Source organism: Mycolicibacterium sp. TUM20985 (genome assembly GCF_030295745.1).
In the GTDB taxonomy this organism is placed as follows: Bacteria; Actinomycetota; Actinomycetes; order Mycobacteriales; family Mycobacteriaceae; genus Mycobacterium.
Genome location: NZ_AP027291.1, coordinates 5,360,725 through 5,384,847, shown reverse-complemented (window position 1 = coordinate 5,384,847; position 24,123 = coordinate 5,360,725). Strand labels below are relative to the sequence as shown.

Genomic DNA, 24,123 nt, shown 5'->3' with positions numbered 1-24,123 from the left:
CATGACGGTCTACGCGCTGAACCTGTTCGACGTCGCCAACCGCGACGAATACCTGGCCTATTCCAAGCGGTCGGTCGCCGAGGTCGCCAGGTACGGCGGCAAGGTCGTGGCGCTGGGCAAGTTCCGCGAGAACGTCCAGGGCGAGGTCGCCGGACGGCAGGTGCTGATCCTGGTGGAATGGCCCGACGAGGACGCGTTCGACGGCTACTGCAACGACCCCACCCTCGCGGACCTGCACGCTCACCGCGAAAACGGCACGTCGTCCTACGTCTGGCAACTCTTCGATCGGTTGGACGATCTACGGCCCGTGCTTAAGCTCGAGGGATGACGTCGGCGGGCAGGCCCAAGGTCAAGCAGCGATTGCACTGGTTTGCGTTGCACGGGGTCATCCGTGCCCTGGCGTCCTACGGCGCCAAGCGCGGGGACATGCAGGGCAGGCTGATCAGCGACCCGGCGGTGCGCGCCGATCCCGGTGGCTTCGCCGACGAGATCCGCCAGCGCGGGCGGCTAGTGCGCGGGCGAGCGGCGTGGCTAACCGCTGATCACGCGATTGCTCACCAGTTGTTGCGTTCCGACGACTTCGTGGTCACGGCGATCGGCAAGACGCTTCCCGGCCCGTTGGGGTGGCTCGAGAGCAAGACCGCCGTCAAGGGTCGGCTGCATCCGCTGCTGCCGCCGTCGATGCTGTCGGTCGAGCCACCCGAGCACACCCGCTACCGCAAGACCGTCTCGTCGGTCTTCACCACCAGAGCCGTTGCGGCACTTCGGGAACGGGTCGAGCAGGCGGCCACCGACCTGCTCGACGGGATCGATGCCGGACCGGCCGACACCGTCGACGTCGTGGACGGCTACTGCGCGCAGCTGCCGGTGACCGTCATCGGCGACATCCTCGGCGTTCCCGACCACGACCGCCCCCGGATCCTGGAATTCGGCGAACTCGCCGCGCCCAGTCTCGACATCGGCCTGTCGTGGCACCAGTACCTGAGCGTCGAGCACGGCCTGGACGGATTCAACACCTGGCTGGCGCAGCACCTCGGGAGGCTGCAGCGCCATCCCGGTGACGACCTCATGAGCCAGATCATCCAGGCCGGTGACGACGGCACCCGTCTCGATGACGAAGAGCTGCGGGCCACCGCCGGTCTGGTGCTGGCCGCGGGCTTCGAAACTACGGTGAACCTGCTGGGCAACGGGATTCGGATCCTGCTCGAACATCCCGACCAACTGGCGATGCTCCTGGCGAAACCCGAACTGTGGCCCGGTGCCGTCGAAGAGATCCTGCGGCTGGAATCACCCGTGCAGTTGAGTGCACGCATCGCCAAGATCGACATCGAGGTGGCGGGTCATCGCATTGCGGCCGGCGAACCCGTCATCCTGTACCTCGCCGGGGCCAACCGCGATCCCGAGGTGTTCGCCGACCCGCACCGCTTCGACGTCACCCGCGACAACGCGGGTAAGCACCTGTCGTTCTCGGGCGGCAGGCACTTCTGCCTCGGTGCGGCGCTCGCCCGCGCCGAGGGCGAAGTGGGTCTGCGGGCCTTCTTCGAGCGCTACCCCGACGCGCGGCTCGCGGGCGGCGGAAGTCGTCGCGACACCAGGGTGCTTCGCGGTTGGTCGACCTTGCCGATCAGGCTCGGCGAGGCGCGGACGGCGGTACGTTCCTAGGCGTGGACTTCCGCGCAACGCTGCTCGAGGAGACCCGGGCCCTCGGTGACGTCGTTCGCGACGCCGACCCCGAGACTCCGGTGCCTACCTGCCCCGGCTGGACCATGAACCAGCTGCTCAAACACGTCGGGCGGGGCAATAGGTGGTCGGCGCAGATCATCGCCGAACGCCGGCGCGAGCCGCTTGATCCGCGCGAGGTGCGCGACGGCAAGCCGCCCGAGGATCGCGACGGTGCGATCGAATGGCTCAACTCCGGCGCCCAGCTGGTCATCGATGCCGTCGACCGTGTCGGGCCCGAGGCCAGGGTGTGGACGTTCCGTGGATCGCGGCCCGCAGGTTGGTGGATTCGCCGTCGCGTCCACGAGGCGACCGTGCACCGCGCCGACGCCGTGCTGGCCCTGGGGGGTGCCTTCGACCTGCCGTCGGAACTCGCCGCCGATGGCATCAGCGAATGGATCGAGCTGGCGATCGTGGGCGCCGATCTGCGCCATCCGCCCCTGGGCCGGAGCCTGACCCTTCACCTGCATGCCTCCGATGCCCAGCTCGGCCCGACGGGGGAGTGGACGATCACCAACGACGAGGACGGCTTGCAGTGGTCACACGACCACGCGAAGGGGGAAGCTGCGGTCCGGGGCAGGGCCGTCGACTTGTTCTTGGCGCTGACCCGTCGCCGGACGGTTGCCGAGGCGGACGTCGAGGTGCTCGGTGACCCCGAGGTGTGGGACACCTGGCTAGCCGGAACGCCGTTCTAGGGCTGCGATTGTGGTGTGGCGAGCACCGCCGCGATGCCCGTCGTCAACGGCACCGACAGCGCCAATGCGATGCCGCCGACCGCGGACCGGGTGATTTCGATGGCCACGCTCTCACTCGTCAGCACGTCGCCTAGCGAACGGTTCGCGACGCTGAAGAGCAGTAGCAACGGGAGTGCACTGCCCGCGTACGCCAACACCAGGGTGTACACGGTGCTGGCGATGTGGTCACGACCGACCCGCATCGCTCCACTGAAGATGGCGCGGCGATTGGCACCATGCTCGGCGATCTCGAAGGCGGTCGACGCCTGTGTGACCGTGACGTCGTTGAGTACGCCGAGTGACCCGATGATGAACCCGGCGAGCAGCAGTCCGGTGATGGACACGTTGCCCATGTAGGCGGCCACTTCGTTGTTCTGGTCTTCGGACAGGCCGGTGAGATGGATCAATTCGATTGCCAGCCAGGACAATACGGCCGCCAGTAGGAGCGCCGTCAGAGTGCCGAGCAAGGCCGCGCTGGTGCGCAGGCTGACTCCGTGCGCCAGATAGATGACGGCGTAGAGGATGGCCCCCGACGCTGCCAGCGAGACGGGGACGGCGGGGGCGCCGTCGCGCAGGGCTGGCAGCAGGAACACCATCAGGACCGCGAACGCCACGACGATGCCAACGATCGCCCGCAGTCCCCGCCACCGCGCGACGGCGACGACCACGACCGCGAACATGGCGGCGAGTATCGCCAGCGGCCACGCCCGCTCGAAGTCGAAGAATGCGTACGACGTCCCGCCGTTCTGGTCGACCTGCCTGCTGACGCGGATGTCGTCGCCCACGGCGAGGCTGGGCTGGCCGGGTCCGCCGCTGAACTCCAGCAGTGTGTCGGCGCCTCTGTTGGGGCCGGAGTCGATCTGTACGAGCGACTGCACGCACTGACCGCCACCCGGCGGAGCCGCGACGGGTGCCGACGTCAGCACGGCGCCAGCCGACGGGCTGCCGCACGCGCCCTGGGCACTGGAGATGACGTGCCCCGCTTCCGTGGTGACTGCGCCGCCCTCGGCGTTCTGGAAGGGCAGGGGGATGTCGACGCTCTGGTGACTGGGCCACAGCAGGGCCATCGCCGCGATGACGGCGACGCCGATGGCGACGAGCAGGCCGACGACGATCTTGGCTGCCACCGGACCCAGCGGTGCAGGACCGGAGGACGTCGAGTGCGAGTGCGAATGCGCCACCCGGACAGGGTATGTGTGGCGCGCCCGCCGCATCCACGAAGAACGCGAGTACAACCGCGCGGCCACTGCAGCGGCCGGACCGCGCCCGCCGCCGGACTGAGCCGCTACTGCCGGTAGCTGGCCAGGAAGTTGCCGAGGCGGTCGATCGCGTTGGACAGGTCTCTTGCCCACGGCAGGGTCACGATGCGCAGGTGATCGGGTGCGGGCCAATTGAAGCCGGTGCCCTGCACCACCAGGATCTTCTCCTGCAGCAGCAGGTCGAGCACCAGCTGCTCGTCGTCGTGGATCTCGTGCACTTCAGGATCGAGGCGAGGGAACGCGTAGAGGGCACCCGCCGGCTTCACGCAGGAGACACCGGGGATTTCGTTGAGCTTGTTCCACGCGACGTCACGCTGTTCCAGCAGTCGGCCGCCGGGCAGTACCAGATCCTCGATGCTCTGGTGTCCACCGAGTGCCACCTGAATGGCGTACTGCGCGGGCACATTCGGGCACAGTCGCATGTTGGAGAGCAGGTTGATGCCCTCGAGGAAGCTGGCTGCATGCTCCTTGGGGCCGGTGATCGCCAGCCAACCCGAGCGATAGCCCGCCACGCGGTAGGCCTTCGACAACCCATTAAAGGTCAAACACAGGGCGTCAGGCGCTATGGACGCCATCGCGATGTGCTCGGCGTCGTCGTAGAGGATCTTGTCGTAGATCTCGTCGGCGAGGAGCAACAGCTGGTACTTGCGGGCGAGATCGGCGAGCTGCTGAAGGTTCTCGCGGGTGTACACCGCGCCCGTCGGGTTGTTCGGATTGATGACCACCAGCGCCTTGGTGCGTTCGGTGATCTTCGACTCGATGTCCGCGACGTCCGGCATCCAGCCCTGGGTCTCGTCGCACAAGTAATGCACGGGCGTGCCGCCCGCGAGTGCCGTCGACGCCGTCCACAGCGGATAGTCCGGTGCAGGGATGAGGACCTGGTCGCCGTTGTCGAGCAGCGCCTGCAGCGTCATCGTGATGAGCTCGGAAACCCCGTTGCCGAGATAGACGTCATCGACGTCGAGGCCCGGGAAGCCTTCTACCAATTCATATTTGGTGACCACGGCGCGTCGGGCGGAGATGATGCCCTTGGAGTCGGAGTAACCCTGGGCGTAGGGGAGCGCCTGGATCATGTCGCGCATGATCACGTCCGGCGCCTCGAAGCCGAATGGCGCGGGGTTGCCGATGTTGAGCTTCAGGATCCGATGCCCCTCGGCCTCCAGCCGCGATGCGTGTTCGTGCACCGGGCCGCGGATCTCGTAGAGCACGTCCTGCAGCTTGGTCGACTGCGTGAACGTCCTTGGCCGCGGCTGATGGCTGGTGTGCCAGGGCAGCTGGTGGGTACTCACGGATCCAAGTGTCCCATGGCTGTTCAAGCGCTTTTCCCAGCCGACGTCCGCCCCGCAGCCCGGTCAGGGCTCGATTCGCCATCGATCGTGCGACGAGTCGGCCACGGTCCCACGATTTGCGCCGCGTTGACTGTTGACTTGCTGAGTACGCACCGCTCGGAAGGCGCAGAGAATGAAGCTGGTAGTCACACGCACGCTCACCATGGCGGCGGCGATGATGGCGCTAGCCGTCGGCTTGGCGTCCCCGTCCGTCGCGGATCCGCCGCTTCTCAATGGCACCTTCTCCGGCGGCGATTCCGAGAACATGTGGACGATCGCGACCACCTGCACTGCGGCCGCGTGCACCGGAAGTGTCGCCAGCAACCAGGGCTGGACCGTTCCCGCCGTCTTCGCCAACGGGGTGTGGAACTTCAAGGTCACCAAGCCCGACGGCGTCATTTGCGATGACGGCAGCTACGCGCCGGCATACATCTCGATGACGCTCGATCCCGTCACCTTGGCCGGAACGATCACCACAGACTCGAACTACGGCTGCCCTGGCGGCAACGTCAACCAGGAACCGTTCCAGCTCCGCCAGGTGTGACCGCCACAGCTACGTACTAGCGCTTGCCGGGACGGCGCACCCCAGGTGCGATGCCCAGGCCCTTGACCGGTGGCTCGGGTTGAGCGGGCTCGGCCGGGGGACTGGGCGTGGCTTCACTCACAGGCTCGTCGGCCGACGCGCCGTTGGAGGCTGGCGCTGACGGTTCCGGTTGCGGCTCAGCAGGTTTCGCGGGCGCGGCATTCTTCTTGCCGGGACGACGAGCGATCGCCAAACCCTTCACCGGGGGCTCGTCCTTCGGGCTCTCGATACCGAGGTCCGAGTCCGCGGAGTCGGCGGGATCGGTGCCCGCCACCGCCGCGTCGGGGGTGACGTTGGCCGGCTGCACCACCGTGGAGTCGTTCTCGTGAGGCGGCGTATCCGTGGGCGCCGCTGCCTTCTTCTTGCCGGGCTTGCGCGCGCCTGCGGCGATGCCGAGACCCTTGACGGCCGGTTCGGCCTTCACCGGCTCGGCGGCCGCCGCCGTCTCCGTGGGCGCCGTCTCCGTGGGCGCTGCCGCGGGGGCGGCGTCGGCGGTGGGCGTGGGGGCGGCGGTGGTCTTCTTGCCCGGCTTGCGCGCGACGGTCAGGCCGCCCTTGGCCGGTGCGGCCGTCTCCGTCTCCACCGCAGGCGCGGTTTCGGTCGAGGTCGAGGTCTCGGCGGCCGGGGCAGACTTCTTGCCCGGCTTGCGCGCGACGGTCAGGCCGCCCTTGGCCGGTGCTGCGGACGGCGACGGTGCCTCGGGCTCTGCCGTGTCCGCCTTGGCCGCCACCGGCTCGGCTTCCGGCTCGGTGTCGATCGGCTTGGCCTCCGCGGGAGCGGTGGCGGCCTTCGAAGCCGCCGCCTCGGCGGCCGCACCCTTCGCGGGCAGCGTGACGGCGCCCTTGTCCAAGGACGCGAGCAGCAGCTGGGCGACGTCGAGAACCTCGGCCTCCTTGCCCATCTCCTCGGCGCGGTCACCGACACCGTCGGTCATCATCACGCGGCAGAACGGGCAGCCGGTCGCGATCTTGGACGCGTTGGTATTCAGCGCCTCCTCGGCGCGCTCGTGGTTCACGCGCTTGCCGATGTGCTCTTCCATCCACATCCGCGCACCGCCGGCGCCGCAGCACAGCCCGCGGTCGGCGTGGCGCGGCATCTCGGTGAGCGTGGCACCCGACGCGCCGATCAGCTCACGAGGCGCCTCGTACTCCTTGTTGTGGCGGCCGAGGAAGCACGGGTCGTGATAGGTCACGTCCTGGCTGACCGGGCTGACGGGGACCAGCTTCTTGTCCCGCACCAGGCGGTTCAGCAGCTGGGTGTGGTGCAGCACGGTGTAGTTGCTGCCCAGCTGCGGGTACTCGCGGCCGATCGTGTTGAAGCAGTGCGGGCAGGTGGCGATGATCTTGCGGTCGACGGTCTCGACGCCTTCGAAGACCCCGTTGATGGTCTCCACGTTCTGAGCCGCCAGCTGCTGGAACAGGAACTCGTTGCCCGCGCGGCGAGCGGAGTCACCCGTGCAGGTCTCACCGGAACCCAACACCAGGAACTTCACGCCTGCGGTGGCGAGCAATTCGGCCACGGCCTTGGTGGTCTTCTTCGCGCGGTCCTCGAGGGCGCCGGCGCAGCCCACCCAGAACAGGTACTCGAAGCCGTCGAACGAGTCGACGTCCTCGCCGTAGACGGGCACGTCGAAGTCGACCTCGTCGATCCACTTCGTGCGCTCCTTGGCGCTCTGGCCCCACGGGTTGCCATTGCGTTCGAGGTTCTTGAACAAGCCGTTGAGCTCGGCCGGGAACTCGGACTGCACCATCACCTGGTAGCGGCGCATGTCGACGATGTGGTCGATGTGCTCGATGTCCACCGGGCACTGTTCGACGCACGCACCGCAGTTGGTGCAGGACCACAGCACGTCGGGGTCGATGACGCCACCCTGCTCGAGGGTGCCGACGAGCGGGCGGGTGGCCTGCTCGGGACCCGAGCCGAGAACGCGTTCGAAGCCGGACTCGGGCACGTGGGCGTGCTCGTCGTGCTTCTTCTCGCCGCGCAGGTTCTCGCCGAGACCACCCTCGGGGGTGTTCTCCAGCGGGCTCTCCTGGCCACCGATGATGTAGGGCGCCTTGGCGAACAGGTGGTCGCGCAGATTCATGATGACGAGCTTGGGAGACAACGGCTTTCCGGTGTTCCACGCCGGGCACTGGGACTGGCAGCGGCCGCACTCGGTACACGTCGTGAAGTCGAGGTAGCCCTTCCAGGTGAAGTCCTCGATCTTGCCCCGGCCGAGTACCGCGTCCTCGGCGGGATCCTCGAAGTCGATGTATTCGCGGTCGTACTCCATCGGCAGCAGCGGGCCAAGGCCGTCGGGCAGCCGCTTGAACGTCACGTTGACCGGAGCCAGGCCGATGTGAAGGTGCTTGGAGTGCAACACGATCAGGAGGAACACCAGCATGACGCCGATGTGCAGCAGAAGCGCCACCGTCTCGATGATCTCGTTGACGCCTTCGCCGAGCGGCTCGAGTGCGGCGCCGATGCTGTGCGAGAAGAACGCGCCCCAGCCGTAGGGCAGGTTTCCGGTCGCGACGGCCGCACCGCGGAACAGCGCGTAGGTCCAGATGACGTTGAAGATCATGAAGAGGATCAGCCAGGCGCCGCCGGTGTGCGAACCGTAGAAGCGGGAGTCGCGGCCGTACTCCTTGGGCTCGGAGCGGAGCCTGATGATCGAGAAGGTGATGATGCCGAGCAACACCGCGAGCGCGAAGAAGTCCTGCAGGAAGCCGAGCGCATCCCAGTGCCCGACGAAGGGGATGGCGAACTTCGGGTTGAACAGAACGCCGTAGGCCTCGAAGTAGACGGTCGCCAGGACGAAGAAGCCCCACATGGTGAAGAAGTGGGCGATGCCCGGGATCGACCAGCTCAGCAACTTCTTCTGCCCGAGCACCTCGGTGAACTGCGTGGTGATGCGCGCCTTCAGGTTGTCCTTGCGGGCGCCTTCGTCGATCGTCGGCTGGCCCGACCGGATGAGGTTCGTCAGGAAGAGCACGCGTTTTGCGGCTAAGGCCAAGACGACGGCCGTCAACAGGAGGCCAAGGGTCAGCCTGATCAGAGTCTGCGTGTCCACGCGAAGCCTCCCGGGTTGAAGTCAACGCACAGTGGGGGTCCGGTTACTGCCCGGTAACTTATGCTAGATGCCAGCTCATAGTGGCATCCGTAGCTCTGGCGTCGCTACGAAGGCTGTCCTAACTCACCGGTTGGTTGCGTACGGCCGCAGGGCTGATTGCGCAAGTCGTGGACGTTCGGTGTGGGAAAGCTGTGGCGGTTGTCACGTCGGACGCCTCAGCCGCTCGACCCGAGGATCGCGCGCAGCATCGATAGCAGCTCGGACCGCGACTCCGCGCCCAGCCTGCGCCGGATGCGCGCTACGTGGTGCTCCACCGTCTTGGCCGAGATGAACAGCTGACTGCCGATGTCGCGATAGGGCATGCCCTGCAACAGCAACTCGGCAACTTCGCGCTCCCGTTCGGACAGTCGGAACGACGGCGCCATCGACGAGCTCGCCTGCGCAGGCGCGGCCGCGGCGGGCGCCTCGGTGGCGTCGGTGGCGTCCTCCCCGCCCGGCGCGGCGACCTTGAGGTCGCGGGCCAACTGCAGCATGACCCCCGACACGCGACCGTCGGGCGTCTGGAGGGCCGCCTGGCTCGCGAGCCGGGTCGCGTCCCAGGTGAGCCCGAACTGCGTCAGCGAGCGCGCGGCCGCCGTGACCTCGCCGGTGTCGACGTGGTTGGCCAGCACGCGCAACCAGGTGCGGCCCGCCGACGCCAGCGCGCGCGCGAACGGACTGTGGGGCGCGGCGGCCGTCATCGCCTGACCGTGGGGCGCCACCGACCCCGGGGAGTTGGCCAGGATGCCCGCGTGGACGCCCGACCAGTGCAGAGGGACCGACCACAGCGTCGGATTGCCAAGTCGGTCAAGCAGTTCGAACGCCGAGTCGACGGCGGGCTGGATGAGGTCCACCTGGCGCAGCCGTGCGGCGGCCACCCACAGTTCGCCGAGCGGAAGCAGCGCGAAGACGTCCATGGAGTACTCGCTGAGGACCTCCATCGCGGTATACCAGTGCTTCTGCACGGCACCGCTGTCGCCACCGCGGCGCGCGATGGCGGTCTGCAACGCGGCCGCCCACAGCGCATCACGCCGGTGCAGCTGCGCCCGTGCGACCGACGCGGCATCAGCCGAGGCGGCCGCCAGCTGGCCGTCGAGCATCCGCGCCCACGCCAACAGCAGGGTGTGCCGGTGGGCGACGAAACCGTCGTCGCCGCCGGTCTGCCGCACGGCCCTGGAGATCACGCTGCGGGCGCGCACCGAGTCGCCACCGTGCAAGGCCACCAACGCGATCAGGGCCGCAGGGGTGTCGGGCGTGACGACGTCGGCCGACTGCTCGGTCATCGACTGGGCCAACCTGGCGATCGCCGTGGGGTAGGTGCTGTCGAGGGTGAGCAGCAGCCCCTCGGCCAGGCTGCGGGCCGCGCGCGCGGTCGACGTCGGTGGGCCCGACGCGTCGCCGCTCATCCCGGCCTGCGCCGCCGCGACGTCACCCACGCCGAGGGCCGCCACGACCGCTGCGGCCCCGATGACTGCGTCGGGGTAGGGCCCCAACCACCGGAACAACTCGGCGGCCTGGGCCGCGCTCCCGTCGTGCACGGCGACGCTCGCGCCGATCCGCACCGCCGCGGCCCGCGCTTCGGGGTCGTCGGAGCCGAGCAACTCGTCGGCGAGCCGGCCCGCTGTGGCGCAGTCCCCGGTCAGTGCGAGCGCGTCGGCGAGCTTGGCGTCGATCTCGCGCGCTCCGACGTCGGTCGCGGCGCGATACAGGCGGGCGGCCGTCGCCGGACGCCCCCGATTGTGGGCCGCGAGATCGGTGAGCGCCTCGGCCAGCCGGGCGTCGCGCAGGCCGTGCTGTGCGAGTCGCAGGGCCAGGTCCATCGATAGGGTCGAATTCTGAATCTGCTTCTCCAGCAACGCTTCTTCGACGCGCCGGTGTCGCGCGGCGCCGACGATCTGCGCCACGCTCCGATGCAGTGAGTCGGTGAACGCGGGGCGGTGCGACGGGGCGATCAACCCGCTGGCGCGGGCCACGTCGACCAGTCGTTGCGCCTCGTCCTGGTCCGTTCCCAGCGCGGCGGCGACGTCGTCCGGCCCGAGTTCCTGGCTGAGCGACGAGAGCAGGAGGGTGTCTAGCACGGGTTCGTCGACGAGGCGCAACCGTTCGATCAGCGCGACCCTGGTCGCCGCGGCGACGACGTCCCCTGCCGGTCCCCGGTCGCCGGACGTCACGGCTGCCAGGGCGGGGTGAACCAGGAACGGCAGCCCCTCGGTCGCCGCCATGATCGCCGGAACCAGATTGATCGGTGCGGGACCACCGAGGACGTCGACCGCCAGCCGGTGCACCTCCGCAGGCGTCAGCGGGCCCAGCGCGACGACGGGCGCCTCCCGCATCATGGCCGTGCGCAGGGCGGTGAGTGCGGGTCGATGGGACAGCGGTTCGATCGCGAGCACCATCGTGGCCGCCCGATCACCGACGAGCTCGCGTAGGCGCTCCAACTCCGAGGTGTCGAGGAGGTGGGCATCGTCGATGACCACCGCGGCGTCCGCGGGATCGGCGTCCCGCGGCGCCCTGGCGATCACCGTGAGCCCGGATGCGCGCAACGAGGATCGAATGTCGTTGAGAAGCAACGTCTTTCCCGTGCCGACGCCGCCTGAGACGAGCACCTTCGCGGGCTCCGTGGGCGTCGACGCCCACGACGCAACCGCGGCGCTCGTGGTCACTGACCCGGTGCTACCGGGGCGATCACCGGAGTGGTCGGCGTATCGGGCGGCGGGGCCACCGTGGTCGGCGTGATCGGCGGCTGGGTGGTCGTGACCGGCGGTGGCGTGGTGGTGGGCGGCGGGGTCGTCGTCGTCGGCTGCGTCGTGGTCGTGGTGGTGGGCGTCGTGGTCGTCGTGGTGGTGGTCGTCGTCGTCGTGGTGGTCGTGGTCGTCGTGGGGGACGTGGTGGTCGTCGTGCTGGTAGGTGACGTCGACGTCGGCGTCGGTGAGTTCGAGATCGTCGTCGTGGCCGACGAGCCACCGTTCTCCGACGACTGGGCCGAGGTCAGCGTGGAGAGGCTAGTGGTCACCAAGCCGTTCGCGCCGGTCGACGAGATCGTGACGACCTCGGTGACGGTACCGCTGTCGGTGGAGTTGCCGGTCAGCGTCACCGCGAGCCCGCCGACCGCCAGCAGCGCGGCGGCCGCCGCCGCGCCGAACAGCACGGGCGGCCGTTTGTACCAGGGCAGTGGCGCCGAATCGGGGAGGTCGTCCTCCTCGTCGTGGGCGAACGCCAGCTCTGGCCTGGCGCCCGTCGACGAGTACTCGGACTGGTACTCACCACCGGCGTACGGCACGGGTTCGCCAGTCGGCACGTCGTCATCCTGCGACCATGCCAGCGCGTCCGCGCCGGTGGCGTCGTCGGGCCGCGCGCCCGCCAGGGGGGCGCCCGCTGCCCAGCCCATCGTCGGCGCCAGACCCGTCGGTGCGTCCGCCGTGGGAGCCATGCCGGTCGGTGCCATGCCCGTCTGGGCGTCATCGAATCCGGCGCCGGCGAAACCCGCGGCGGCGACGATGGCCGCGCCGACCGCGCTCGCCAGGACCGGTACCGGGCTGCTCACCACCGGTGCGCGGAGCTGTTCGGAAAGCTGTTGGGTGACAAGCGGTATGGCAGCTCCACCACCGACGGTGGCCACCGCGGAGACGCTGGTGAGCGGAATGCGCAGGCGCTGCAACGTGTCCGTGACCGTCGAGAGCAGGCCGGCCAGCGGCGCCTCGATGAGTCGCTCGAGCTCGGATCGGGTGATGCGGACGTCGGAGGAGTAACCGGGCAGCTCGGCCTGGATCACGGTGGCGGTGTCGGCGGACAGCCGTTCCTTGGCCGCGCGGCATTCATCGCGGAGGCTGCTGAGCGACCCGACCGCCGCCGTGCTGGCGGGGTCTGCGGAGTTGGCGTCGGCGATGCCCGCGACGACGTGGTTGAGCAACGCCTGATCGACCAGATCACCGGAGAAGTCGGGGTATCTGACGGTGCTGCCGATGGGCGTCAGGCCGGAGCGGGCGTCGGCCAAAGTGATGGAGGTACCGCCACCGCCGAAGTCGCACAACACCACCACGCCGTCGGACGGCAGTCCCGGCGCCGTCCGCAGGCCGGCCAGGGCGGCCTCCGCGTCGGGGATCAGCGTGGCGGGGACGCCGCCGGGGGACAGGCCCGGCTTGGCCCGCAGTGCGTTGCGGAGGGTGCCGACGACCCCGGGGCCCCAGTGCGCGGGTACGGCAATGGTGACCGGAGCGCCGCCGCCGGCCGTGCGAGCCATCACGTCCAGGGCCTCGACGAGCACGACCTCGGCGCGGTGGGTGGACCCGTCCGACGCCACCAGGGGCACTGGATCGCCGACCCGTTCCACGAACCCCGTCAGCACGAGCCCGGGCTGATTCTGGCCGGGAAGCTCGCCCACTTCCGGCGGGCGGTCAGAGAAGACGGTGAGGGTCGATCGTCGCGTCACCGGCGCCGCACCGACGCGGGCCGCCACCAAATTCGTGGTCCCGACGGACAAACCCAGCGCTTCGGTCGTTCCGCGTGGTTCGCTCATAAGCACATCCCTGCCGGATCGAAGAAAAATCAGCCCTCACCATAGCGGCTGTCCGGGCCGTTGCGAACGTCATCCCCCTAACGGTCCTGAACCCCTAACGCACCTCCCCCTAATGCCCGGAGGCCGAGGGTGGGCTCAGCACCGATCCCAGGACCGGGCGCCGCCGATAGCATTCGAGCTGACCCAAATACCCGAGCCGACGATTGGACGTACCCGTGGCGAACTCGCTCTTGGACTTCGTCATGGCGCTGGTGCGCGATCCCGACGCTGCCGCCCAGTACGCCGCCAACCCCGCTCAGGCCATTGCCGACGCGAACCTGACCGACGTGACCAGCGCGGACGTTAACCACCTGATCCCCGTCGTCGCCGAGTCGATGTCGGCGGTCGCACCGACCGGCGGAGGCGCCGGTGTCGGCGATCCTCTCCTGGACTCGGCCCACAACATCTGGGCCAGCGGTGCGGCGACGGCGGCGTTCGATGCGTTCGACGACCACCTGCCGCTCCAGGGCGGTGACTGGGCGACGGGAGAACTGGCCGATCAGGTGCGCACCGTGGCCAACGTCGTCAGCCTGCCGGAGGAGTCCGCGCCCACCATCGTCGATCACGGCTTCGGCGAGCCGAGCGTGCCGTCCGTCGCGGCTCCCTCGGAGTTCGACATGGCCCTGGATGCGCCCGTCATCGACGAACCGCACCTCGTCGGGTCCGCGTCGACGGACGACTCGTTCGCCGACCTCCATCACCCGCTCGACGATCATCAGGACCCGTCTCACGACCCGGGTTTCGATGTCCTGACGTGACCCAGCTACCCAGCAATCACGGCAGCGCGGCCAGCAATGGCCGCGCTGTCGTCGTTTCGGGGCTCCATCAGTGCAGGTCAGCGATCCACGTTGTTGGACACCCCTATGTCCCCTAATCCCCTAACGAATGCCCCTAGGGCACCCCGTAACAGCCCCGATCGGCAAGGGGTGGCGGCCCCGTTTCCAGGGCACCGACGGGCCCATAACGTAGTGGACAGATCGCCGGAAGGCCGGCGACATGACCTGAACACCCACCACCGGAAGGCACTCCCATGAACCTCCTCGACTTCATCCTCGACCTGTTCCGCAGCCCCGCGTCGGCGGCCAGCTACATCCAGGATCCCGACGGCGCCCTGCGCTCCGTTGGTCTGCAGAACGTCAGCGCCGCACAGTTCCAGGCCGTCGCCGCCTCGGCGGCACCCGCCGGGGTCCTGCTCGGCGGCGGAAACCCGGTTCAGGGTCTGCAGCACGCGGTCGCCAGCTACCACAACATCCCCGCGGCGTTCTCCCCGCAGACGGCCTTCGCGCCGCAGACGGACTTCGCCAGCCACAACGCCACCGAGCTCGCCAGCAACAACGACACCTCACTACTCAGCCCCGATCAGCACGCTGGCTCCAATGCCCAGCAGGGTGCCTTCAACCTGGGGTTCGGCGACATCACCCTCGGCGACAAGACCAGCAACTCCGCCACCAACGGCGGTGTCGTCAACACCGGCAACGCCGGCGACATCGACACCACCAGCGTCAACGGTGACGGCAACGTGGTCGGCGAGGGCAACAGCGCCAACACCGGCTACATCGAAGGCGGCAGCCACTCGCCGATCCTCATCGGTGAGGGCAACGACACCAAGGTCACCGACACCTCTCAGCACTCCGGCGGCGACATCATCACCGGCAACGAGGGAACCGTCATCAAGGACAACGACATGTCCGGCGGCAACGGCGGCAGCGCCGGTTCGAGTGGCGGCGGCAGCCTGCTCGGCATCGGCACCGGCGGCAACGAGGCCAACGCCGGTGGCGGCGGTGGCGGCGGGTCGATCATCGTCAACGACACCTCGTCGCACTCCACCACCTCGAGCGTCGGCGGCAACCAGACGTCGGTCGGCGGTGATCTGGGCAGCGGCAACCACACCGACAACTCGGTCAACACGAACCTGTCGACGGAGACCGAGACCCACACCGACAACCACGTCGACACCACGGTGGACGACCACAGCTTCACCAGCAACGTGGCCTCGGGCAACTCGACGGATATCGCGTCGCACAACGACACCGATCTGGCGTCGCACAACGACACCAACCTGGATGCCTTCTGATCCAGCCCGACGACTGGCGGGGACTCCTCAGGGGTCCCCGCCAGTCTCGCGTCTACGGTGACGGAAGAAGAGGGAGTTCATGACGCAACCCAACGACCCCCGCAAGGTCGCGCCCGGCGGGCCGGGCAGACGGGTCGAGGTCATCGTCGAATTGATCGATCACAGCACCACGATCGCGGCGGCCTACGACCGGGGCGATCTGGTGGAGCGGCTCGCCAGGGCCAAGGAGCGGATCACCGACCCGCAAATCCGCGTCGTTATCGCCGGTCAGCTCAAGCAGGGCAAGAGCCAACTGCTCAACTCACTGCTCAACGTGCCGGTCGCCCGGGTCGGTGACGACGAGACCACCGTGCTGACGACGGTGGTGTCCTACGGCGAGCAGGCCACCGCCCGGCTGATCGTCGCGCGCGATGAGGGTGCCGAGCCGGAGGCCATCGAGATCCCGGTCGCCGACCTGCGCAACGACCTGCGCCGGGCACCTCAGGCGGGCGGGCGCGAGGTGCTGCGCGTCGAGGTCACCGCCCCCAGCCCGCTGCTCAAGAACGGACTGGCCTTCGTCGACACCCCGGGTGTCGGCGGTCACGGCCAGCCGCACCTGTCCGCGACACTGGGCCTGCTTCCCGACGCCGACGCCATGCTGATGGTCAGCGACACCAGCCAGGAATTCACCGAGCCGGAGATGACCTTCATTCGCCAGGCCGTCGAAATCTGTCCCGTCGCAACGATTCTCGCCACCAAGTCCGACCTGTATCCGCATTGGCGGGAGATCGTCGAGGCCAACGTCGGGCATCTTCGGCGGGCCGGCGTGAATGTGCCCGTCGTGCCGGTGTCCTCGATACTGCGCAGCCACGCCATCCAGATGAACGACAAGGAACTCAACGAGGAGTCGAACTTCCCGGCGATCGTCAAGTTCCTCAGCGAGAAGGTGCTGGGCCGTGAGAACGACCGCATTCGCGACCAGGTGCTCGCCGAGGTGCGGTCCGCGGCCGAACACCTGACGATGGCCGTGGAGACCGAGCTGGCCTCGATCAACGACCCGGAGGCCAGGGATGCACTCAATGCCGACCTCGAGCAGCGCAAGCAGGAGGCGCAGGAGGCTCTGCAGCACACCGCGCTGTGGCAGCAGGTGCTCAACGACGGCATCACCGACCTGACCGCAGACGTCGACCACGACCTGCGGGCCCGGTTCCGCGCCATCACCCAACACACCGAGCACGCGATCGACGACTGCGACCCGACGCAGCACTGGGCCGAGATCGGCGCCGAGTTGGAGAACGCCATCGCCGTCGCCGTCGGCGACAACTTCGTCTGGGCCTACCAGCGAGCCGAGGCCCTCGCCCACGAGGTGGGCCGCACCTTCGCCGAGGCCGGGTTGGATTCGGTGAAGATGCCGCAGATCAACGCCCGCGACATGGGGGCCGGCCTCGGTGAGATGAAGTCCCTGGCCCGCCTGGAGGCCAAGCCGATTGGCAAGGGCCACAAGGTGGTTACCGGGATGCGGGGCTCCTATGGCGGCGTGCTGATGTTCGGCATGCTCACCTCGTTCGCCGGCCTGGGCATGTTCAATCCGCTGTCGCTCGGTGCGGGCCTGGTGCTCGGACGCAAGGCGTACAAGGAGGACATGGAGAACCGCATGATGCGGGTCCGCAACGAGGCCAAGACCAACGTGCGCCGCTTCGTCGACGACGTGTCCTTCATCGTCAGCAAGGAATCCCGCGACCGGCTCAAGGGTGTCCAGCGTCAGCTCCGCGACCACTACCGCGACATCGCGAACCAGACCACTCGCTCACTCAACGAATCGCTCCAGGCGTCACTGGCCGCGGCGAAGATGGAGATGGACGAACGTGACACCCGCGTGCGGGAACTCGAGCGGCGATCGAACATTCTCCGTCAGGTCACCGAGCACGCCGTCAACCTGTCGCCGCGACCGGAGGCGAGCCCCGCCTAAGCTGGTGAGCCGACATGAGTACCAGTGACCGAGTGCGCGCGATCCTCGGCGGCACCGTCCAGGCGTATCGAAGCGACCCCGCCTACCGCGAGCGTCCCGACGTCCACAACGAACTGGACTGGATCGGCCGCCGCCTCAACCAGCCGATCCGCATCGCGCTGGCCGGCACGTTGAAGGCGGGCAAGTCCACACTGGTCAACGCGCTCGTCGGCGAGGACATCGCGCCGACCGACGCCACCGAGGCCACGCGCATCGTGACGTGGTTCCGCAACGGCGCCACGCCCAAGGTGACGGCCAATCACCGCGGCGGGAGACGATCCAACGTGCCCATCTCCCGGGGCGCGGGTCTGACGTTCGACTTCGCCAGCCTCGACCCCGACGACGTCATCGACCTCGACGTCGAGTGGCCCGCCGCCGAACTCATCGACACCACCATCATCGACACCCCCGGCACGTCGTCACTGTCTCGCGACGTCTCCGAGCGGACTCTGCGCCTGCTGGTCCCCGACGACGGCGTCCCCCGCGTCGACGCCGTCGTCTTCCTGCTGCGCACACTCAACGCGGCCGACATCGCGCTCCTCACCCAGATCGGCACGCTGGTCGGCGGATCGGCGGGTGCGCTCGGTGTCATTGGCGTCGCGTCGCGGGCCGACGAGATCGGCGCGGGCCGCATCGACGCGATGCTGTCGGCCAGGGACGTGGCCGCGCGGTTCACCGCCGAGATGGACAAGACCGGAATCTGCCAGGCCGTCGTCCCGGTCTCCGGGCTGCTGGCCCTCACCGCACGCACCCTGCGACAGAGCGAGTTCGTCGCACTCGAGAAGCTGGCCGCGGTGGACGCCGCCGAGCTGGCCAAGGCGATGCTGTCGGTGGACCGGTTCGTCCGCGAGGACGGTGCGGGAGGCCCGGCCCTACCCGTGGATGCCGCCACCCGGGCGGCGTTGCTCGAGCGCTTCGGCATGTTCGGCATCCGGATCTCCATCGCGGTGTTGCGGGCCGGCATCAGCGATTCGGTCGCCCTGGCCGACGAATTGCTGGAGCGCAGCGGGCTCGTCGCGCTGCGGGACGTCATCGATCAGCAGTTCGCGCAACGGTCCGATCTGCTCAAGGCGCACACCGCGCTGCTGTCCCTGCGCCGGTTCGTCGAGGCGAACCCCATCTTCGCGACGCCGTACATCGTCGCTGACATCGATCCGCTGCTGGCCGATACCCACGCGTTCGAGGAGTTGCGACTCCTGAGCCAACTACGCTCGCGGCCAACCACTTTCAACGACGACGAGATGGCGTCGCTGCGGCGCATCATCGGGGGCTCGGGAACCGATGCGGCCAGTCGGCTCGGCCTGCAGCCCGATGCCCCCTACGACGGCCCGCGGGCGGCCTTCGCCGCCTCGCAACGATGGCGGCGTCGCGCCGACCATCCGCTCAACGACCCGTTTACCACCCGCGCTTGCCGGGCGGCGGTGCGCAGTGCCGAGGCGATGGTCGCCGACTTCGCGGCCCAGGGCCGCTAGGGCCGCGGGTACAGCGTCCGGGTCTCGTTCAGCCGGGGGCGCTGACGTGTGGAGGACCCGTCACCGTCGGTCGTCGAGCGCCGCGTCCGCGGCGGAGTCGTCTCGCCGGGGGAGGTGGAGGTGGAGGTGGTGTCCGTACTCGACGTCGTCGTGGTGTCACCGGGGTTGATGTCCGTGGTGACCGGGGGACTTGTGCTGGTGATCGTCTCGGTGCTCGTCGTGGTCGTCGACGGCGCCGTGCTGCTGCCCGACACGCTGGGCTCGAGGTAGTACTGCGCGGGCCCCGGATCGTCGGAACCGCCGGCCATCCAGGAGATCACCAGCCACAGCAGGCCGACCGCCGCGAGGGCGGCCGCGCTGGCGCCGACGACGGTCGAGGTGCGCTCGTGCCACGCGGGCTCGTCGTCCCCAGAGCCGCTTTTGCCGGTCACGGCCTCCGATAGTAGCCGCGGGCGTGCCGCGGCCACCGGGTCAGCCCAGTTGCGGGATGACCTCGGCCGCAAAGTAGTCGACGTGGTCGAGGTCGGACTGATCGAGAACCTGGAGGTACACCCGTTGCACACCGGCCTCGGCGAAGGCATCCATCTTGTCCGCGATCTCGCCGGGCGAGCCCACCAACGGGGAGTTGCTGCGCAGCTCGTCTACCTCGCGGCCGATGACCGCCGCTCGCTTGGCGATCTCGGCGTCGTCACGTCCGGCGCACAGCACGAACGCCGCGGAGTAGGTCACCGAGTCGGGTGTGCGGCCCGCGTCCGCGACCGCCGCGGCGACGCGTCCGTACTGTGTCTTGAGGGTGTCGAGGTCGGCGAACGGAATGTTGAACTCCGAGGCGAACTTCGCAGTCAGGGCGGGAGTCCGCTTGGGTCCGCCACCGCCAATGATGATCGGCGGGGTCGGCGTCTGCGTGGGTTTCGGCAGCGCAGGCGAGTTGGTGATGGAGTAATGCGTGCCGGTGTAGTCGAAGGTCTCGCCGACGGGGGTGCCCCAGAGGCCGGTGATGATGTCCAACTGCTCGCTCAGCCGGTCGAAGCGTTCGCCGAGCGGCGGGAACGGGATGGCGTACGCCTCGTGTTCGGCCTCGAACCAGCCTGCCCCGATACCCAGTTCGACACGGCCGCCACTCATTTCGTCGACCTGGGCGACGGAGATGGCCAGCACGCCGGGATGCCGGAAGGTGGCCGAGGTGACCATCGTGCCCAACCTGATCGTCGACGTCTCGCGGGCGATGCCGCCCAGCGTCACCCACGAGTCGGTGGGCCCCGGCAGGCCGTCACCGGCCATGGCGAGGTAGTGGTCGGAGCGGAAGAACGCCGAGTATCCGGCTGCCTCCGCGGTCCTGGCTACTGCCAGCTGATCGGCGTAGGTGGCACCCTGCTGCGGTTCGACGAAGACGCGGAAGTCCATGCGCCCAGCCTAGGGGCCGGAACTACAGCCCGCGCTTTCCGCCCCGCACCGCGGCGACGGCGTCGTCATCACCGGCGAAGGCGACCTTGGCCTGGTCCCGCCCGGAGATGAACATCAGCAACTCGCCGGGTTCTCCGGTGACCGTGACGGCGGAACCCTTGCCGACGGTGGCCAGGGTCTTCCCGTCGGGGGTCCGCAACGACACCTCAGCCGGCGTCTTCGACATCGTCATCCGCGACATGAGACCGACCTGCCGCGCGACCGACGCCGTCGTCTCAGCATCGAGTTCCCTTGGCTGCCAGTCACTTCGAGCCCGCCGGACGTCTTCGTGGTGGATGAACATCTCGGCGACGTTGACGAAGGGGTCCAGCAGCTTGAACGGCGAGAGCAGCGGTGGGCCCGACGCGATCTGGTCCAGCAGCACGTTCCAGTCGTTCGCGGCGGCCACCTGGGTCTGTACGCGCTCGGTGTAACCCGCCAACTTCGGGATCAGGATGCCCGGCGCAGCGTCGAGCCGCCGTTCCCTGATGACCAGGTGTGCGGCCAGGTCGCGGGTGTTCCAGTCCCCGCAGAGCGTGGGCTGGTCCGGTCCGACGCCGCGCATCGTCGTGACGAGTGCGGCGCGTTCCCGCTGAGCTACGGATTGGCTCATGGCTATCTTCCCTTGTCTAGTGCTCGATCCAAGTTTATGGCGGCGCTGATGAGTGCGAAGTGAGTGAACGCCTGCGGAAAGTTACCAACCTGGTCACCGGTGGCGCTGACTTGTTCGGCATACAGGCCGACGTGGTTGGCGTAGGTGAACATCTTCTCGAGCGCCAATTGGGCATCGTCGAGGCGACCCGCCCGGGTCAGCGCCTCGACGTACCAGAAGGAGCACAGCGAGAAGGTGCCCTCCTCGCCGTCGAGTCCGTCGGATTCCGGTGAGTAGCGGAAGACCAGCGTGTCGGTGACCAGGTCCTCCTCGACCGCCTTGAGCGTGGACAGGAACTTGGGGTCGGCCGGGGAGAGGAACTTGACCATGGGCATCAGGAGCACGCCGGCGTCGAGGTCGGTGCCACCCTCGGTTTGGGTGAAGGCCTGCAGCTCGTCGTTCCAGGAGTGGGACATGATGCGTTCGTAGATGTCGTCGCGCGTCTTCGACCACAGGACGAGATCGCCGGGCAGCCCGCGTTGGCGGGCGATGCGAATCGTGCGCTCCAGTGCGACCCAGCAGAACATCCGCGACGTGGTGTACGCACGGTGCTCGCCACGCACCTCCCACATGCCTGCGTCGTCGCGGTCCCAGTTCTTCATCACCCAGTCGATGACTTCGATCACGTCATCCCAGGCGTCGCTGCTGATGCCGGCGCCGTACTTGTTGAACAGGTACACCGAGTCGATGAGCTCGCCGTAGATGTCGAGTTGAAGTTGATCGACCGCTGCGTTGCCGATGCGCACCGGCTTGGAGTCGCGGTAGCCACGCAGGTGCCCGAGTTCCACCTCTTCGACGGGCCGCTTGCCGTCGATGTCGTAGAGCACGCGCAGCGGTCCGACGCCGTCGTTCTGCACACGTTCCTCGCCGAGGCGCTCCGACAGCCACGCCGTGAACGCACTGGCCTCTTCCGTGAAGCCGAGTCGTAGCAGGGCATACAGGCTGAAGCCGGCGTCGCGGACCCAGACGTAGCGGTAGTCCCAATTGCGGCTGCCGCCAATGAATTCCGGGATGCTGGTGGTGGGTGCGGCGATGATGGCGCCGGTCGGCTCGTGGGTCAACAGCTTGAGGGTGATCGCGGATCGGTGCACCGTCTCGCGCCACCGGCCGACATAGCGGGACTTGCTGAGCCACGACCGCCAGTAGGACGCCGTGGCGTCGAGGAGTTCGTCGGTCATGTCTACGGCGTTGCTCGACGGCGCGTCGTCACCGTCGAGGATCTCGAGTACGAACAGTGCGCTGTCGCCTTGCGTCAGTTCGACTTCCGCGCAGACGCAGGTGTTGTCCGAGCCCTCGTCGATGGTCAAGTCGGTCGATGCCACCAGCCCGAGGCGCACTCCGTCGCCGGTGATCAGCACCCCGTCGCCGCTCTCCTCGGCGATGCAGTGCTCACGCCCGTAGTCTGGTCTGGCGTCGACCCGCATGTGCATTGTGATCTTGCCGCGGACGCCACTTACCCTGCGCACCAAGCGTTGTCGGTGCTCTGGATCGCCGGCGCCGAGCACCGGCATGAAGTCGTGCACTTCCGCGACGCCGTCGGGAGTGAGGAACCGCGTGATCAGGACGGCGGTGTCGGGGAAGTAGAACTGCTGCGTGCGCGATATCGGACCGTTCGGCGCAAGCCGCCAGGAGCCGCCGTGCTCGGTGTCGAGGATCGCCCCGAACACGCTCGGCGAGTCGAAGCGTGGCGCACAGAACCAGTCGATGGTTCCGTCGGTGCCAACCAGTGCGCAGGTCCGTAGGTCGCCGATCAGGCCGTGGTCGGCGATCGCCGGCCAGTCGTCAGGCATCGGGCAGCCGCCACCCCTCCGGCCCGGCCAAGCTGATTGCCTCCTGGGGACCCCACGATCCGCGCTCGTAGGACAGCGGTGTCGGCGGCGCGTCGAGCACCGGCTGGCAGATCTGCCACAAGCGGTCGACCTCGTCGGCGCGGGTGAACAGCGTCTGATCGCCGCGCATCACGTCGAGCAGGAGCCGCTCGTAGGCCTCCAGGGGAACGTCGTCGGGATCTTCGTCGCCGATGTCCAGATGAAAGGTCAACGGCATCAATTCCATTCGCGGTCCCGGTCGTTTCGCGACGAGGCTGACGCCGAACACCGGGGTGTCGCTCAACTCGATCGTCAGCTGGTTGGGTCCGTAGTCGCCCTCGTCGAAGCGGCCCATCGGTGGCGTGCGGAAGGTCAGCGTGACGGTGCGCCGGGTGGCGGCGAGCGCCTTGCCGGTCCGTAGGTAGAACGGAACGCCCTGCCACCGCTCGGTGTCGACGAAGGCCTCCAGCGCCACGAACGTCTCGACGCTCGAGTCGTCGGCGACGCCGTCCTCGTCGAGATAGCCGTCGTACTGGCCAAAGACCACCCGCTCGGGGTCAAGCGGCTGCATGGCGGCGAACACCTTGGCCTTCTCGTTGCGCAGGGACTCCTCGTCGATTCGGACCGGCGGCTCCATCGCCACGAATCCGAGGACCTGGCACAGATGGGTGGAGATCATGTCGCGGAAGCAGCCCGTGGACTCGTAGAAGGCGCCGCGGCCCTCGATGGTCAGCTCTTCGGGGACGTCGATCTGGACCGACACGACGTGCTCCCGATTCCACGCAGGCTCGATCAGGCCGTTGGCGAAGCGCAGCGCCAGGATGTTCTGCACCGCCTCCTTGCCGAGGAAGTGGTCGATGCGATACACCTGCTGCTCGCTGATCACGTCCTTCAGCGCAGCGTCCAGTTCGCGGGAGGAGTCCAAGTCGGTGCCGAACGGCTTCTCGACCACCACCCGGGCGTCGTCGGTCATGTGCTCGCGGCCCAGCATGCCGATCATCGCCTGCATGGCGGTCGGTGGCACGGACAGGTAGATCAGGGTGCGCGAATCCTCGCCAAGGCGTGAGTGGGCATTTTTCACGGCAGCGGCCAGGTCCGCCCCGTCGTCGGCGTCCGAGGTCTGAAAGGTGCAGCGGCCCAACAGATCCTCGAGGACATCGGTGTCGATGTCGTCGACGGAGTCCTCCAGCCCGCTGCGCACCTTGGCGCGGAACTCCTCGTCGGACCCGGGGGAGTGGCGGCCCGATCCGATGACCGCGTACTCCTCGGGCAGCCGGGACGCCGCGGCGAGGCGGTACAGGCCGGGAAAGAGCTTGCGCTTGGCCAGGTCTCCCGTCGCACCGAAAAGCACGAAGACGTGCGGGCCAGGACGCTCCTCGGCGCTCATGCGGCGACCGACACGTCGAGGGGGGCGT

General features: G+C 68.4%; 18 protein-coding genes. 8 read left to right on the top strand and 10 right to left on the bottom strand.

The window, feature by feature from the left end; all coding sequences use genetic code 11:
* Position 1: 1 nt before the first annotated feature.
* Genes QUE68_RS26250 through QUE68_RS26240 form a run of 3 tightly spaced genes read left to right on the top strand, consistent with a single transcriptional unit; the run spans position 2 to position 2,414 of the window.
* The gene (locus QUE68_RS26250) at positions 2 to 328 is read left to right on the top strand and encodes a DUF1330 domain-containing protein (RefSeq protein WP_284234788.1); all 327 of its coding nucleotides are present in this window, start codon (positions 2 to 4) and stop codon (positions 326 to 328) included.
* Positions 325 to 1,662, top strand: coding sequence for a cytochrome P450 (locus QUE68_RS26245; protein ID WP_284234789.1), 1,338 nt, complete (start codon positions 325 to 327; stop codon positions 1,660 to 1,662). Before QUE68_RS26250 ends, QUE68_RS26245 begins: the two co-directional genes overlap by 4 nt.
* Before the next feature lie 2 nt (positions 1,663 to 1,664).
* The gene (locus tag QUE68_RS26240) at positions 1,665 to 2,414 is read left to right on the top strand and encodes a maleylpyruvate isomerase family mycothiol-dependent enzyme (RefSeq protein WP_284234790.1); all 750 of its coding nucleotides are present in this window, start codon (positions 1,665 to 1,667) and stop codon (positions 2,412 to 2,414) included.
* On the opposite strand, the gene QUE68_RS26235 is transcribed toward QUE68_RS26240, so the two are convergent.
* Both QUE68_RS26235 and QUE68_RS26230 read right to left on the bottom strand, forming a co-directional pair.
* A complete protein-coding gene (locus QUE68_RS26235) occupies positions 2,411 to 3,634 on the bottom strand; it encodes a YibE/F family protein (protein ID WP_284234791.1) in 1,224 nt (407 codons plus the stop codon). The genes QUE68_RS26240 and QUE68_RS26235 overlap by 4 nt on opposite strands.
* A 104-nt stretch (positions 3,635 to 3,738) precedes the next feature.
* Entirely contained in the window at positions 3,739 to 5,028 is a 1,290-nt protein-coding gene (locus tag QUE68_RS26230; RefSeq protein ID WP_286274677.1) for a pyridoxal phosphate-dependent aminotransferase, read from the bottom strand.
* Positions 5,029 to 5,173: 145 nt separating this feature from the next.
* Here QUE68_RS26230 and QUE68_RS26225 point away from each other — a divergent pair, with 145 nt between their 5' ends.
* On the top strand, positions 5,174 to 5,584 hold the full coding sequence (locus QUE68_RS26225) for a hypothetical protein (protein ID WP_286274676.1): 411 nt from the start codon (positions 5,174 to 5,176) through the stop codon (positions 5,582 to 5,584).
* Between the two features lie 16 nt (positions 5,585 to 5,600).
* On the opposite strand, the gene QUE68_RS26220 is transcribed toward QUE68_RS26225, so the two are convergent.
* From QUE68_RS26220 to QUE68_RS26210, 3 genes are all read right to left on the bottom strand, one after another.
* Positions 5,601 to 8,678: a heterodisulfide reductase-related iron-sulfur binding cluster gene (locus QUE68_RS26220; protein WP_286274675.1), complete on the bottom strand. Its 3,078-nt coding sequence runs from the start codon at positions 8,676 to 8,678 to the stop codon at positions 5,601 to 5,603.
* Between the two features lie 215 nt (positions 8,679 to 8,893).
* Positions 8,894 to 11,380 carry an isoniazid response ATPase/transcriptional regulator IniR gene (iniR, locus tag QUE68_RS26215; protein WP_286274674.1) on the bottom strand — a complete coding sequence of 829 codons (2,487 nt, stop codon included), beginning with the start codon at positions 11,378 to 11,380 and terminating at the stop codon, positions 8,894 to 8,896.
* Complete coding sequence (locus QUE68_RS26210; protein WP_286274673.1) at positions 11,377 to 13,233, bottom strand: Hsp70 family protein; 1,857 nt, start codon at positions 13,231 to 13,233, stop codon at positions 11,377 to 11,379. The genes iniR and QUE68_RS26210 overlap by 4 nt, the downstream gene beginning before the upstream one ends.
* A gap of 215 nt (positions 13,234 to 13,448) precedes the next feature.
* Between QUE68_RS26210 and QUE68_RS26205 the strand changes: the two genes are divergently transcribed.
* The 4 genes from QUE68_RS26205 (at position 13,449) to QUE68_RS26190 (ending at position 18,805) form a co-directional block, all read left to right on the top strand.
* Complete coding sequence (locus QUE68_RS26205) at positions 13,449 to 14,030, top strand: Rv0340 family IniB-related protein (RefSeq protein WP_284234797.1); 582 nt, start codon at positions 13,449 to 13,451, stop codon at positions 14,028 to 14,030.
* 272 nt (positions 14,031 to 14,302) lie between these two features.
* A complete protein-coding gene (locus QUE68_RS26200; protein ID WP_284234798.1) occupies positions 14,303 to 15,346 on the top strand; it encodes an IniB N-terminal domain-containing protein in 1,044 nt (347 codons plus the stop codon).
* A 79-nt stretch (positions 15,347 to 15,425) separates the two neighbouring features.
* Positions 15,426 to 17,294, top strand: a complete 1,869-nt coding sequence (locus tag QUE68_RS26195) for a dynamin-like GTPase family protein (RefSeq protein ID WP_286274672.1) — start codon at positions 15,426 to 15,428, stop codon at positions 17,292 to 17,294.
* Positions 17,295 to 17,308: 14 nt separating this feature from the next.
* The gene (locus QUE68_RS26190; protein ID WP_284234800.1) at positions 17,309 to 18,805 is read left to right on the top strand and encodes a dynamin-like GTPase family protein; all 1,497 of its coding nucleotides are present in this window, start codon (positions 17,309 to 17,311) and stop codon (positions 18,803 to 18,805) included.
* Here the strand turns inward: QUE68_RS26190 and QUE68_RS26185 are convergent.
* From QUE68_RS26185 to zwf, 5 genes are read right to left on the bottom strand one after another with little or no spacing between them, the layout of a single operon-like run.
* Positions 18,802 to 19,236: a hypothetical protein gene (locus QUE68_RS26185; RefSeq protein WP_286274671.1), complete on the bottom strand. Its 435-nt coding sequence runs from the start codon at positions 19,234 to 19,236 to the stop codon at positions 18,802 to 18,804. The two genes, QUE68_RS26190 and QUE68_RS26185, sit on opposite strands and share 4 nt — an antisense overlap.
* Before the next feature lie 40 nt (positions 19,237 to 19,276).
* On the bottom strand, positions 19,277 to 20,209 hold the full coding sequence (locus QUE68_RS26180; protein ID WP_284234802.1) for an LLM class F420-dependent oxidoreductase: 933 nt from the start codon (positions 20,207 to 20,209) through the stop codon (positions 19,277 to 19,279).
* A 22-nt stretch (positions 20,210 to 20,231) separates the two neighbouring features.
* Complete coding sequence (locus tag QUE68_RS26175; protein WP_286274670.1) at positions 20,232 to 20,861, bottom strand: TIGR03085 family metal-binding protein; 630 nt, start codon at positions 20,859 to 20,861, stop codon at positions 20,232 to 20,234.
* 2 nt (positions 20,862 to 20,863) lie between these two features.
* Positions 20,864 to 22,690 carry a glycoside hydrolase family 15 protein gene (locus tag QUE68_RS26170; RefSeq protein WP_284234804.1) on the bottom strand — a complete coding sequence of 609 codons (1,827 nt, stop codon included), beginning with the start codon at positions 22,688 to 22,690 and terminating at the stop codon, positions 20,864 to 20,866.
* Positions 22,683 to 24,095 (bottom strand): glucose-6-phosphate dehydrogenase, encoded by a 1,413-nt coding sequence (gene zwf / locus QUE68_RS26165; protein WP_286274669.1) that lies wholly within the window; start codon positions 24,093 to 24,095, stop codon positions 22,683 to 22,685. The genes QUE68_RS26170 and zwf overlap by 8 nt, the downstream gene beginning before the upstream one ends.
* Positions 24,096 to 24,123 lie beyond the last annotated feature (28 nt).

Coding starts and splice junctions, on each gene's coding strand:
- QUE68_RS26170 (WP_284234804.1), bottom strand. CDS start 22,690: ATGCCTGACGACTGGCCGGCGATCGCCGACCACGGCCTGATCGGCGAC.
- QUE68_RS26245 (WP_284234789.1), top strand. CDS start 325: ATGACGTCGGCGGGCAGGCCCAAGGTCAAGCAGCGATTGCACTGGTTT.
- zwf (WP_286274669.1), bottom strand. CDS start 24,095: ATGAGCGCCGAGGAGCGTCCTGGCCCGCACGTCTTCGTGCTTTTCGGT.
- QUE68_RS26190 (WP_284234800.1), top strand. CDS start 17,309: ATGAGTACCAGTGACCGAGTGCGCGCGATCCTCGGCGGCACCGTCCAG.
- QUE68_RS26225 (WP_286274676.1), top strand. CDS start 5,174: ATGAAGCTGGTAGTCACACGCACGCTCACCATGGCGGCGGCGATGATG.
- QUE68_RS26210 (WP_286274673.1), bottom strand. CDS start 13,233: ATGAGCGAACCACGCGGAACGACCGAAGCGCTGGGTTTGTCCGTCGGG.
- QUE68_RS26175 (WP_286274670.1), bottom strand. CDS start 20,861: ATGAGCCAATCCGTAGCTCAGCGGGAACGCGCCGCACTCGTCACGACG.
- QUE68_RS26250 (WP_284234788.1), top strand. CDS start 2: ATGACGGTCTACGCGCTGAACCTGTTCGACGTCGCCAACCGCGACGAA.
- QUE68_RS26200 (WP_284234798.1), top strand. CDS start 14,303: ATGAACCTCCTCGACTTCATCCTCGACCTGTTCCGCAGCCCCGCGTCG.
- QUE68_RS26180 (WP_284234802.1), bottom strand. CDS start 20,209: ATGGACTTCCGCGTCTTCGTCGAACCGCAGCAGGGTGCCACCTACGCC.
- QUE68_RS26195 (WP_286274672.1), top strand. CDS start 15,426: ATGACGCAACCCAACGACCCCCGCAAGGTCGCGCCCGGCGGGCCGGGC.